This is a genomic window from Paraburkholderia tropica (assembly GCF_914484835.1).
Lineage (GTDB): Bacteria > Pseudomonadota > Gammaproteobacteria > Burkholderiales > Burkholderiaceae > Paraburkholderia > Paraburkholderia tropica_A.
This window is the reverse complement of record NZ_CAJZAR010000101.1, coordinates 190798-203099: the sequence shown is the minus strand read 5'-3', so window position 1 is coordinate 203099 and position 12302 is coordinate 190798. Positions and strand designations below refer to the sequence as shown.

8 protein-coding genes are annotated in these 12302 nt (G+C 67.4%); 3 read left to right on the top strand and 5 right to left on the bottom strand.

Features of this window, described 5'->3' with window-relative positions:
* Nucleotides 1–49 precede the first annotated feature (49 nt).
* The 3 genes from LDO54_RS36425 to LDO54_RS36415 all read left to right on the top strand — a co-directional run bounded on the left by LDO54_RS36425 (nt 50) and on the right by LDO54_RS36415 (nt 4013).
* A complete protein-coding gene (locus tag LDO54_RS36425) occupies nt 50–2245 on the top strand; it encodes a TonB-dependent siderophore receptor (RefSeq protein WP_224017584.1) in 2196 nt (731 codons plus the stop codon).
* 39 nt (nt 2246–2284) lie between these two features.
* On the top strand, nt 2285–3610 hold the full coding sequence (locus LDO54_RS36420; RefSeq protein WP_224017582.1) for a histidine-type phosphatase: 1326 nt from the start codon (nt 2285–2287) through the stop codon (nt 3608–3610).
* 262 nt (nt 3611–3872) lie between these two features.
* Nucleotides 3873–4013 carry a hypothetical protein gene (locus LDO54_RS36415; RefSeq protein ID WP_224017580.1) on the top strand — a complete coding sequence of 47 codons (141 nt, stop codon included), beginning with the start codon at nt 3873–3875 and terminating at the stop codon, nt 4011–4013.
* Between the two features lie 64 nt (nt 4014–4077).
* On the opposite strand, the gene LDO54_RS36410 is transcribed toward LDO54_RS36415, so the two are convergent.
* The 5 genes from LDO54_RS36410 to LDO54_RS36390 form a co-directional block, all read right to left on the bottom strand.
* On the bottom strand, nt 4078–8331 hold the full coding sequence (locus tag LDO54_RS36410) for an autotransporter domain-containing protein (protein WP_224017578.1): 4254 nt from the start codon (nt 8329–8331) through the stop codon (nt 4078–4080).
* 588 nt (nt 8332–8919) lie between these two features.
* Entirely contained in the window at nt 8920–9279 is a 360-nt protein-coding gene (locus tag LDO54_RS36405; protein WP_224017576.1) for a RidA family protein, read from the bottom strand.
* Between the two features lie 57 nt (nt 9280–9336).
* Nucleotides 9337–10527, bottom strand: a complete 1191-nt coding sequence (locus LDO54_RS36400) for an NAD(P)/FAD-dependent oxidoreductase (protein ID WP_224017574.1) — start codon at nt 10525–10527, stop codon at nt 9337–9339.
* A complete protein-coding gene (locus tag LDO54_RS36395) occupies nt 10520–11941 on the bottom strand; it encodes an FAD-dependent oxidoreductase (RefSeq protein WP_224017572.1) in 1422 nt (473 codons plus the stop codon). The genes LDO54_RS36400 and LDO54_RS36395 overlap by 8 nt, the downstream gene beginning before the upstream one ends.
* Nucleotides 11931–12293 carry a (2Fe-2S)-binding protein gene (locus LDO54_RS36390; protein ID WP_224017570.1) on the bottom strand — a complete coding sequence of 121 codons (363 nt, stop codon included), beginning with the start codon at nt 12291–12293 and terminating at the stop codon, nt 11931–11933. Before LDO54_RS36390 ends, LDO54_RS36395 begins: the two co-directional genes overlap by 11 nt.
* Nucleotides 12294–12302: the final 9 nt, after the last annotated feature.

Below are 12302 nucleotides of genomic sequence, written 5' to 3'. Positions count from 1 at the left end.
TAGACCGCTTTCCGCGAACCCACGCATCTGTACCGATCACCCAAATATCATGAAGATCACGAGTTCGTTCCTGCCGCCCCGCGTCTCGCGTCTGCAGGCGCAATTGATGGCCGCGGGCCTGTGTCTGGCCGGCTTCGCGCCGTTCGCCTCGGCGCAAACCGCCGCGGCGGCCACGGGCGCATCGAGCACCGCAAGCGCAACGAGCACCACAACGAGCACGACAACGAGCGCATCGGAAACGACCATGCCCGAAGTGCAGGTCAGCGCTGCGCCGGACAAGCCCGAAAGCCTCAAGCAGCGCGCGAACGCGGGTGCGCTCGGCAGCCATGCGGAGATCGACACGCCGTTTTCGATCCAGTCGGTGAGCGGCGAGGAGATCGAGGATCGTCAGGCGAAGATTCTCTCCGAGGCCGTGAAATACGATGCGTCGGTGACGTCGATCAGTTCGAGCTACGGCACGCACCCGGCGACGCTCGCGGTGCGCGGCCTGCCGCTCGACGACCTCAACGGTTACAAGGTCGATGGCATGGCGAACGTGAATCGCGGCGTGGAAATGCCGCTCGAAATGTTCGACCGCATCGAAGTGCTCAAAGGGCTCGCGGGTTTCATGTATGGCTTCGGCAGTCCCGGCGGGATCGTCAATTACGTGACGAAACGCGCGACCGACACCTTCACGTTCAGCTACGACCAGGGCTATTCGACCGATAGCGTCTTCAAGGAGCACATCGACACGGGCGGGCGATTCGGCAAGGACAAGATGTTCGGTTTTCGCTTCAACGTCGTGCACGAAGAGGGCAATGCGGGCGAGGGCGACGCGACGATCAATCGCACGGCGGTGGGCTTGAGCCTCGACGCGCAGCTCACGAAGGATCTGTCCGTCACGTTCGATACGATCTATCAGCAGCGCCGCACGTCGGGCGGCGTCGATATCATCACCAGCACGAAATACGCGGTGCCGAAACCGCTCTCCGGCGGCACGCGTCTTTATAGCGACGGCTCGTATACCGACGTCGATTACAAACTCGCGACGCTCGGCGTGGCTTACAAGATCGCGCCGGAATGGCAGGCGAAAATCGCCTATCGTTATTCGGATTCGGTGCGCCGCTACGCGAAGGATCAATACTATATTTCGAGCAATGCGGGCGATTACTCCGACCGCATCAGCTCGGAATATCACAGCTATGAATTCGACGACGTGCAGGCGACCGTCGAAGGGAAATTCAACACGGGCCCGTTGCAGCACGAGATCGTGCTCGGCGCGTCGTCGATGGTGCTGCTGTCGAACAAGTCGGTGAAGACGCCGAAAACCGTGGTGGGCACCGGCAATATCTACGACCCGACGATTTTCTCGGCGGACGGCATTGCGTATAGCGGCGGCACCTTCGGCGACGACAAGATCACGCAGCAGGCGCTGTTCGCGAGCGACCGCATCACCTACGGTCCGTGGTCGCTGCTCGCGGGCGTGCGTTACGAGTCGTACGACGAAGTGGGCCACGATTCCGCGACGTCTGGCGCGACCAACTATCACAAGTCGCCGGTCACGCCGACGCTCGCGCTGATGTTCGCGCCGCGCAGCGACCTGACGTTTTACGCGAGCTATGTCGAGGCGCTGGAGTCGGGCGGCACGGCGGACAGTTCGACGGCGAACGCGTATCAGGTGATGGCGCCGATCAAGAGCCGTCAATATGAAATCGGCGCGAAAACCGATCATGGCCGCTGGCGCGCGACGGCCGCGCTGTTCCGCATCGAACGCGGCGCGGAGTACACGAATAGCGCGAACGTCTATGTCGAAGACGGCAAGATCGTCTATCAGGGCGCGGAGTTGAACGCTTCGGTGGACGTGCTGCGCAGCCTCACGATCGACGCGAGCCTGATGGCGCTCAGCGCGCATTATCGCGACGCCGCCGATGGCGTGAGCGGTAATCGCGCGGTCGGCGCGCCGAACTATCAGGCGGCGTTGCAGGCCGTGTGGCGCGTGCCGGCCGTGCATGGGCTCTACGTGCAGGCGGGCGGGCGTTATCTCGGCGGCATGGCGATCGACTCGGGCAACGTGCATTACATCAATCCGACCATGCTGTTCGATGCGGGTATCGGCTATCGTACGATCGTCGCCGGTAAGCTCGTTACGCTGCGCGCGAATATCACGAACCTGACGAATCATCATTACTGGACTTATTACCAGGAAAATTATTTGCAGGTGGGCGCGCCGCGCACGTTGAGCCTTAACGCGCGTGTGGATTTCTAAATGTGCGATTCAGAAACGCGCGTCGGATGGAATAAATCGATGAATCAATTCAAGGGAATGCGGCGCGCGTTCGTGTGCGCGTCGTGGATGATCGGCGGCGCGCTCGCGACGACGTGTGGTGTGTCGTTCGCCGAAGTGCAACCGCAACACGCACAGATCGCGCGCGCCGAAGAAAGCGCGCCCGCGGGCATGCAGCTCGATCGCGCGGTGATCGTGATGCGCCACGGCGTGCGAGCGGCCACGGATACGCGCAAGATGAACGCGTCGTCGGCGCAGGCCTGGCCCGCGTTCGAGGTGCCGGACGGCGAACTCACGCCGCACGGTTATCGCGCGATCGTCGTGTTGGGGCGCTGGGAGCGCGAATACTTCGTGCATCAAGGGCTGCTCGATCCCGGCACGTGTGCGAGCGCGCACGACGTGTTCGTCTGGTCGAGTCCTGCCTCGCGCACGCAGGCCACGGCGCGGGCGTGGCTCGATGGCGTGCTGCCGCGTTGCGGCGTGGAAGCGGGGCACGCGGCGGAGAATCAGGACACGCTTTTTCACGCCGACGAAGCCGATGCCGATAGCGCCGATCCTCACGAAGCGGAGCAGGCGCAAGCGGCCATGCTCGCCGCGATGGGTTCGCCGCAAGCCGCGAGCCGCCGCTATGCCGCCGACGTCGCGGCGATGGCGCGCGTGGTGGGCGCGCCGCGTGCCTGCGTCGAGGAAAAAGGCGCTTCGCACTGCGGGCTCTATGCCGCGCCGTGGGGCGTGAAAGTCGTGGGCAACGCGGCGAAATTGACCGGCCCGGTGGCCGTGGGCGCGGCGATGAGCGAGACCATCCGCATGCAATACGCCGATGGCTGGCCGCTCGAACGCATTGCATTCGGCCACGTGCGCAGCAGTGCGGATGTGATCGGGCTGATGGGCTTGCGCAGCGCGAAATATGCGTACACGAATCATGTGCCGTTGATCGCGCGTCGCGGCGGTGCGCCGTTGCTGGAGCGCGTCACGCGCGCGCTGAACGACGACGATCGCGGTGAAACGGGCGAAGGCGATGCGCGTCTGCAAGTGCTTGTGGGTCACGATACGAATATCGCGCAACTGCGGACCTTGCTGAATTTCGACTGGAAGCTCGGCGAGTATCGCGAGAACGACGCGGTGCCAGGCGGCACGCTGCTGTTCGAACGTTTCGTGCGCGAGCGCGAAGGCGCGGTGTTCGTGCGCGTGTCGTATCTCGCGCAGAGTCTCGATCAGATGCGCGCGATTACGGTGTTGAAGGGCCGGAATGGGCCGCTGAAAGCGGTGCTGCGCGATGCGGATGGGCGCACGCTGATTCCGCTCGATGCGTTCGATGCGCGAGTGAAAGCGGCGTTGAAGCCGTAGTGCGGTAAAGCGGTGACGAGGACGAGCGGCGTACGCGCGTCCACGCGGTCAAATGTTTGCAAATAGGGATGGCCGCCGCGCGGAGCCGTTGATGCGGTTATTTCGCGGCGGCGGTGGTGCGTGATGCACGCCGATGGTGCATTCGGGAGGAGGGCCGTTCGAGTCGCGCCGCGCAGACGGGCACGCACCGGGGCATCCGCGCGTGGCGCGCTTTTTGCCTTACTTTCTGGCGGAATGTTGGCGAAGCCAGAAGGAGGGAATCATGTTTCGTTCGTTTTTGACCACGCCCGAAGTGCTGCTGCTTCTGTCCGATGACGCTCAGGGGGCCGACGCGGGCAGCGCCGATCAGCCCCGTGAGCGCAACTTGATGAGCCGCCTGCTGCGCCTGACCGGCTGGCGATGAGCCGTGCCGTTCGCGACGCCCGCGCTCGCACGCGGACGTCGCTGTGCCCTAAGCCGTCAGCGCATCAGAACTGATAGCCCACGCGCACCTCGCCTTGCTGCGCCGAGGCGTGCGTCGTGTTGATCAGCGCGTCGTAGCTCAGCGACACGGACAGGTGCTTGCGCGGATGCAGCGTCACGCCCGCGCCCGCCGTGAAATAGCCGCGCGGCAGGCTCGTGCCGGGCGCGGTAAAGAGCGTGCCGTCGCTGGCCGCCACGCTCACCGCACGGTTCGCGTCGAGCAGTTCGTGCGCGTAGCCGATGCGCAGCTGCGCATTCACGGGCCGCAGCGCGTCGCCGAACGCGCGATCGACGGTCACGCCCACATACGGTTGCAGGCTGCGCACGTTGTCGCTGCCCACGGCCAGATCCTGGCCGCCCGCGCCGCTTTCGCTGAAGTCGTTCGCATGGAAGTACGCGTAGCGCAGGCCCACGCGCGGCGTCACCGTGAAGCTGCCGAGCGTCATCGGCAGGCTCGCCTGGCCGCCCACGTTGAATTCCTCGCCCATGTGATCGCCTTCGGCCGTGCCGATCGAGCCGAACGGACGCTTCTGCGAGAGGAAGTCGAGCCCGAAGCCGAGCGTCGCGCCCAGATTCACCGGACCATACGCGCGGCCGCCGTAGAGCGCGGCGCGCAGCGTGTCGGCGGTGCCGGAGTCGCCCGTATTCGATTCGTCGATGTCGGTGTGGTCGTAGCCGAGCGCGACGCCCGCCGTGTACGCGCCGAGCTGCTGTTCGAGGCCCGCGAGGAAGCCGTAGCGGTCGGCCTGGAAACCCGGCTCGCCGTTGGTGCCGCCCACCTTCGTCTGGATGCCCGTGGCGGTGATCCAGCCCGCCGGGTTGCCTGCGCCTGCCGTGGACCCATTCATCGACACATTGCCGAGCCGCGCAAGCAGCGCCGCGCTCTGCGCCTGCGCGCCGAGAATCGCCGACGTGCCGGTCGCCGTGTAGATGCTCGTGTTGGTCGGCGCGACGACGGTCGTGCCCGTGTTGGTCCCCGAGAGCACGAGTTCGACGTCGTTCGCGCCGTAGGTCACCGCCGAAGCGAGCGTGCCGATGTTCGACTGGCCCGTGCTCGTCACGCTGCTGAACGTGCCGCTCACGCCGCCCGTCGCCGAGACCAGCGTATAGGTGCGCGCCGTGTAGGTGCCCGGATCGTAGGTGATGGCCAGCACGCCGTTGAGCGTGGCCTTGCCGTTGACCGCGAGTTGCGAGGCGGCGGTCGGGCTCACTTCGATGGCGAGCGTCGCGCTCGACGCCTGCGTGTAGTTGCCGCCGATCGTGAGCGTGCCGATCGAGCCGCCCGGTTCGACCGTGCCGTCGTTCGTCACGTTGCCCGCGACCGTGCCGTGGCCGCGCAGCGTGCCTGAGGCATCGACGCTTGCATCGCCGCCAAGCACGGCCGTGGCGTTGTCGATATCGCCCACTTCGAGCAGGCCCGCACTGACTTCGGTCGTGCCCGTGAAGGCGCTGCTGTTGCCGTTGAGGATCAGCGAGCCGCTGCCTTGTTTGACGATCGCGCCGCTGCCGGTGAAGGTGCCCGCATACGTGCCGTTCGCGTTGGCGAGCGTAAGCGTGCGTGCGCCGAGGTTCACTGTTCCGGACCCCGAAATATTTTTCAGTGTGGCGCCCGACGTCGTCGACGAGATGTCGAGCGTGCCGTTCGCGGTCACGCCGCTCGATGCCGCGATGCTGCCCGCGCCGCTGAGCGCGAGCGTCGCGCCCGTGCCGATCACGGTGCCGCCGCTGTAGGTGTTCGCGGCCGTGAGCGTTTCGGTGCCGCCGTTCACGCTCACGCCGCCCGTGCCGCCGATGGTGCCGCTGTACGTGTCGGCGGCGTTCGAGAGCGTGAGCGTCTTCGCGCCGAGCGCGACCGTGCCGTTGCCGGAGAGCGTCGTGATCGACGCGCCCGACGTCGTGCCCGAGATATCGAGCGTGCCCGCGTTGGCCACGCCGCTCGATGCCGCGATGCTGCCGCTGCCCGTGAGCGCGAGCGTGGAGCCGTTCGTGATCGACGTCGCGCCCGTGTAGGTGCTCGCGCCCGAGAGCGTTTCGCTGCCCGTCACCGTGACCGCGCCGCTGCCCGCGACTGTGCCGCCGAAGCTGCCGCCCGAGAGCGTCACGCCGCCGCTGCCGACCGACACCGTGCCGGTCCCCGAGAGATTGCCGAGCGTGCCTTCGACCTCCAGCGTGCCGTTGTTGACCACGTTGGCGAGGATGATGTCGCCGGAATCGGAAAGGATCAGCGTCGCGCCCGTCTGGATCAGCGTCGTGCCCGTGTAGGTGCTCACGCCCGTGAGCGTTTGCGTGCCGCTCGCGATCGTGAGGCCGCCCGTGCCCGAGATCGAGCCGCTGAACACGCCGCTCGCGTTGGTCAGCGTGAGCGTCTGGCCGCCGAGGTTGACCGTGCCGCTGCCCGAGAGGCTCGCGATCGACGAACCCGAGGTCGTGCCGGAAATGTCGAGCGTGCCGTTCGCGGTGACCGCCGATTGCGCGAGGCTGCCCGAGCCGGTGAGCGCGAGCGTCGCGCCGCTCGCGATGGTGGTCGCGCCCGTGTAGGTGTTCGTGCCCGAGAGCGAGACCGTGCCGGCGCCGACCGTGACCGCCGAGAAATTCGAAATCGCGCCGCGGTAGCTGAAGGCGTTGCCCGAGCCCGGCGACATCGTCAGCGTGCTCGTGCCGGTGCCGCCGTCCATGTCGCCCGTGACCGAGGCCACGCCGCCGAGGATCTGCACGGTGCTGTCGCCGCTGCCGAGGTCGATGGCCTTGCCCGAGTCGTCGGCGCGGATCGTGCCGCAGTTGATGATCGTCGCGTCGTTGCCGCCGGTCGAGACCACCGCTTCCGTGCCGCCCGATTCGAGCGTGCCCGTCGCCTCGTTCGTGATCGTGACCGTGTACGCGTTGGCCGCGCCCGTGACCGCAATCGCGCCCGCGCTCTGGCCGTAGATCAGACCGCTGTTGTCGATCGTCGTGTCGGTGTAGATGCCTTGCGTGGGGATCGCGTCGCCCGTGGTCGGGTCCTTGTCGAGACCGGCGAGCGTGATGCCGCGCCCGAGGCCCGTGTTGGCCGAGCCGTCGATATCGTTGGTCGCCGAGTTGTAGCCCGCGATCGTCCCCGAGTTGACGATCGTGCCGCCGCCCACGGTCACGCCTTCGCTGGTGTCGCCGTTCGCGTGCAGCGACTGGATCGTACCGGTGTTCGTGATGTTGACGATGCCGTCGACGTCCACGCCGTCGCCGTCGGCGGTGCGGCCGTTGCCCGTGATCGTGCCGTCGTTCTTGACGGTGACGACTTCGTTCGCGTTGAAGCCGTCGATGTTGATGCCCGAGCCGTCGTCGCCCTGGATCACGCCGCCTTTCGCGTTGGTGACCGAGAGCGTGTACGCGCCGGACGTCGTCACGTCGGTGTTGCCGCCCGTGATGCCGTGACGCGCGCCTTCGATCAGGCCCGTCGCTTCATTGGTGACGACGACGCCCGTGTTGGTTTGCGCGTCGATGCCGTCGCTGCCGTCGTCGATGGTGGCCGCCGCGTTGTACGAATAGATCGTGCCCGCGTTGTCGATGGTGCCGTTCACGCCGGGGCGCACGGCGTCGGCCTCGTAGGCCTGGATCAGCGCATTGGGTGCGTTGTAGACCGAGTTCGTGCCGGTCGTGATCGCGTTGAAGTCGATCGCCTGCGCGCCGCCTTCGCTCGCGTTGTACGAAATGATCTTGCCGTAGTTGCTGAGCTTGACGCTGTTGTCGCTGTACTGCATCTGGATCGCGTCGTCGTCGGCAGCCGTGATCGTGCCGTTGTTGACGATCGTGAGCGTGAGCGGATCCGACTTGTCGCGGATCGCGCGGCCGTCCGTGCCGTTGGCGGCCGTGCCGGTTTCCTCGATCGTGCCGTTGTTCGTGATCGTGCCCGTGCCCTTCACGGCGATGGCGTTGCTGCCGTCGCTCACGTTGAGCGTGACGCCCGCGTTGACGGTGACCGTGCCGTTGGCGGCGAGATTCTGCGAGCTGGTCGTATCGGTGGAGATGACGACGGTCGTGCTGGCGGCGTGGGCGTGGCCTTGCGCGAGCAGGGCCGTGGCGAGCGCAACGATCTGCGCGATGCGCTGTTTGCGCAAGCCGATGGGCGCGCGCGGCGTAGTGAGGTCGAACGCGCGGCGGCCGACGCGGGCCGAGGACGGGCCGCCCGCGCTGGCGCGTGTGCCGCCGCGTGTGCTGTCGTTCTCGGAGATCGCTTGCATGACGCCCAGCGCGCGGTTGAACACGACACGGTAGAGGTGATTCATCGCAGCCTTTTTTCTCGTTCTGCCGACGCCGCGCGTAACGCGTCGCCGTGGTGGACAGGCCGGTCCGGGCGTTGCGGCCAGGTCACGAGTCAGGCAGTGGAAAAACACAGGCGGGCACTCGGCGCAGGCGGCGCCGTCATGGCGCGCGTCGTCGGGGCCGATCCTCTTTTGCGTCTCTGCTGGTCGATGGCGTGGCCGTGCAAGCTTCCTTGCAGCCGGAGGCACGGGTTCTCGATTCGAAGATATTTCTTGTAAGCACGCGCGGCGTGGTCGGCGGTAAGGCGTGAAAGCCAGGCGCAGCGCGTTGGGGCGCTATTCAGCCACGCGGATGTGACCGATCCATGACGTAATGTGAAAGGTTGTGATTACAACGTATTACGCGCGAGAAAGTTTCGGGTGCGAGCGGGAAGGTGCGATGAGGGTGCGGGAAGGATTCGTGACAGCCGCCGCGTGAGTGCGTTGCACACTCGCGGGAGAGAGGCGGCTGCGTTTTTCGGCGGAGGCAAGCGTTTGCGCGCGCCGGATCTGAAGCGTAGAAGCGGATCGGCCCCGTGGCGAAGCCGATCGATGAGAAAGCAACGAAGCGCGTTACTGCGCCGCGATCACCGCGATTTCGACGAGCAGATGCGGCGCGGCGAGCTTCGCCTCGACGGTCGCGCGCGTGGGCGCCTGGCCCGGCGTCACCCACGCGTCCCAGACTTCGTTCATGCCTGCGAAATCGCGGCCGATATCGGCGAGCCAGACTTGCGCGGACACGAGCCGCGACTTGTCGATGCCCGCCTGGGCGAGAAAGCCGTCGATCTTCGCGAGCACGCTCGCGGTCTGAATCTTGACGTCGACGGTGGGATCGGCGGACGTCTGGCCGCCGACGAACACGAGACCCGCCGCCTTCACGACGCGGCTCATGCGCTGACTGGTTTCGATGCGGACGATTTCGGTATCGGACATGGGTGCAATGACTCCTGTGCGCTGCGTGAGCGCGGTTGAATGTTGGGAAAGCGCCGGCTAGTGCGTTGCGGCGTGGACAGCAGTCGCGGATGTGGCCTCGCGCGCCGCCGGGTCGACGCGCCCGAACCGGTCGATGGCGAACGCGTCGAGCGACACCGATGGCGCGCCGTCGAGCATCAACTCGCTCACGGCCTCGCCGCAGGCCGGGCCGAGCTGAAATCCGCTGCCACAATAGCCGAACGAGTAGTAAAGGCCGCTGGCGGTGCGGCTCGCGGAAATTACGGGTAGCGCGTCTTCCGTGAAGGCTTCGACGCCTGCCCATGCGCGGTTGATGCCCAGATCGCGCAGATGCGGAAACAGATCGACGACCGTGCGCGCGCTTTTCACGAGGCGCATGAAATCGACTTCGCCGTGACGACCCGGCAAATCGGCGTGACCGATCAGCTTGCCGCCGATCACGACCGTGCCGTTGTCGAACTGTTTGAACGAAAGCGGCCGCCCGGTCGCGCCGAGCGTCGCGCGGCAGAACGGCGCGACGCGCTGCGTGACCATCAGCATCAGCCCTTCGGGATGCACGGGCACGGGCTCGCCCGCCTGGCGAGCAAGTTCGCCCGACCACGCGCCCGCCGCCACGAGCAGCTTGCGCGCCGCGAAGGTGCCGCGCGGCGTGTGCGCGAGCCAGCGTTCGCCGCGCGGCTCGATGCGCGTGACCGGCGTGCCTTCGATGAAACGCGCGCCCAGCCGTTGCGCCGCGAGCCGGAACGCCGTGGTGGTGCGATAGGGCAGCGCGTAGCCGTCGCGCTCGACCCAGATGCCGCCCGTCACGTGACGCGCGAGCGCGGGTTCGAGTTCGAGCACGCGTTCGCGGTCGATCAGCGTTTCGTGCGTGAAGCCGTGCGCGTTCAGCAGCGCGACGCGCTCGCGGCATTCGTCGAGTTCCGCGTCCGTTTCGGCGATCTTCAGTTGGCCCGACGGCACGAAGCCGCCGTCGTCGCCGATCAGGTCGGGCAGCGTGTGCCAGAGTTCGCGCGAACGCAGCGCGAGCGGAATTTCGGGCAGCGGCCGGCCGAGCGTGCGCACGCCGCCCGCGTTCACGCCCGAAGAATGGCGCGCGACGTAATCGGCTTCGAGCACGATCACGCTCGCGCCGCGCCGCGCGAGATGGAACGCGCTGCTGGTGCCGTGCAGGCCGCCGCCGATCACGAGCACATCGGCTTCCTGCTGCGCGCTGGCGGGTTGTTCATTCACCGGCGAGTTCTCCCAGCGTGATCGGTTTGATCGGCGGACGAATGCGGTAGTAGCCGACTTCGTCCGGCTGGACCTGGCGGGCGTCGGCGATCACTTCGGTCACGGTCAGTCCGCACAGACGCCCCTGGCACGGTCCCATGCCGCAGCGTCCAAACGATTTCGCCTGATTCGGGCCGACGCAGCCGAGCGCGACGAAGCCGCGCAACTCGCCCGCGGTGACTTCCTCGCAGCGGCAGACGATGGTGCTGTCGGCGGGAATGCGGTTGGCGTCGCGCGGACGATAGAGGCTGTCGAGAAACGGCCGGATGCGCATCACGCGCGCGAGCGCCGCGCGATGCGTTTGTGCTTCGCGCTCGCGCGTGGCCGTGTCGAGCCTGCCCAGTTGCGAAGCCACCGCGAGCGCGGCGAGCGTGCCCTGTTGCGCCGCGGCCTGCGCGCCGCCGATGCCCGCGCCGTCGCCGGCCACGAAGATGCCGGGCACGTCGAGTTCGCCCCAGGCGTCGGTTTGCGGCGTGAAGCAGAGTTGCGCGGCGTCCCAGCGATGCGCCGCGCGCAGCGCCTGGGTGAACTGCGTGTTCGGCACGACGCCTTGATGCAGCAGGATCACCTCGGCTTCGATGCGTTGCGCGCGGCCTTGCGAGGTGAAGGTGAGCGCGGCGGCGCGCTGCGTGCCGTCCGCGCCCTGCGTGCCTTCGATCGCGAGATCGTCGGCGCCTTCGTAGATCGGCACGCGCGCGTCGCGCAGCGTGCGCAGCAATTGCAGGCCTTTGCTCAGGAACGGCCACGCGCGCAGCGCCGACACGAGATGCGACTTCGCGCGCCAGCGGTCTTCGTGACGCGTGGTGTCGACGAGCGCGCGGATCGGCACGCCCGCGCGCACATACTGCCAGCCGAGCAGATAGAGCAGCGGGCCGCAGCCCGCGAGCACGGGCGGCGCGGCGGGCACTTCGCCCGCGCTTTTCAGGAGGATTTGCGCCGCGCCCGCCGTGAGCACGCCGGGCAGCGTCCAGCCTGGAATCGGAAAGGGCCGTTCGAGCGCGCCGCTCGCGAGGATCACGCGCTGCGCCGCGAAGCTGCCGACCTTGCCGTCCTTGAGGTAGTGGACCGAGCGCTCGCGCGTGACCTGCCAGACCGTCGCGCCGGGCAGATGGCGCGCGCCCGAGCGGACGAAGTCTTCGGCGAGCGCCGCGCCCGCCGCGTAGTCCGGGCCGAGGATCTCCTTGCGGCGGGCGTCGGCGCGTTCGATGGCGCGGTAGATCTGGCCGCCCACGGCGTTCTGTTCGTCGATCATCACGACCGAGAGGCCCGCGCGCGCCGCGCGCGTGGCGGCGCTCATGCCTGCCGGTCCGGCGCCGACCACGACGAGGTCGACGGGTTCGATGTGATCGTTCGATGCGGCGTGGTCAACGGCCATGAGCGTTCTCCAGTGCGGGGGCGTCCTGCATGATTTCCGGCGGCAGATCGCGCGCGCCTTCCTGCGAACGGATGCGCATGCCGTCGCGCACCTCGACCATGCAGCTCTGGCGCGCGGGCACGCCGTCGATTTCCACGAGGCATTCGAAGCACGCGCCCATCATGCAGTAGGGCGCGCGCGGCGCGCCGGAGACCGGCGTCGAACGAAAGCGCGACACGCCCGCGGCCAGCAGCGCGGCGGCCACGGAGCGGCCGCCCGGCACGCGCAGCGGCGCGTCGTTGAACCAGATGTCGACGGGCGCTTCGGTGCCCGCGAGCGGTTTGAAGAGGGACGAGGTCGGTTGGACGGTCATGGCGGATCC

Excerpts from the sequence above, each read along its gene's own strand:
- LDO54_RS36390 (WP_224017570.1), bottom strand. The coding sequence starts at position 12,293 with ATGACCGTCCAACCGACCTCGTCCCTCTTCAAACCGCTCGCGGGCACC.
- LDO54_RS36395 (WP_224017572.1), bottom strand. The coding sequence starts at position 11,941 with ATGGCCGTTGACCACGCCGCATCGAACGATCACATCGAACCCGTCGAC.
- LDO54_RS36415 (WP_224017580.1), top strand. The coding sequence starts at position 3,873 with ATGTTTCGTTCGTTTTTGACCACGCCCGAAGTGCTGCTGCTTCTGTCC.
- LDO54_RS36420 (WP_224017582.1), top strand. The coding sequence starts at position 2,285 with ATGAATCAATTCAAGGGAATGCGGCGCGCGTTCGTGTGCGCGTCGTGG.
- LDO54_RS36425 (WP_224017584.1), top strand. The coding sequence starts at position 50 with ATGAAGATCACGAGTTCGTTCCTGCCGCCCCGCGTCTCGCGTCTGCAG.
- LDO54_RS36405 (WP_224017576.1), bottom strand. The coding sequence starts at position 9,279 with ATGTCCGATACCGAAATCGTCCGCATCGAAACCAGTCAGCGCATGAGC.
- LDO54_RS36410 (WP_224017578.1), bottom strand. The coding sequence starts at position 8,331 with ATGAATCACCTCTACCGTGTCGTGTTCAACCGCGCGCTGGGCGTCATG.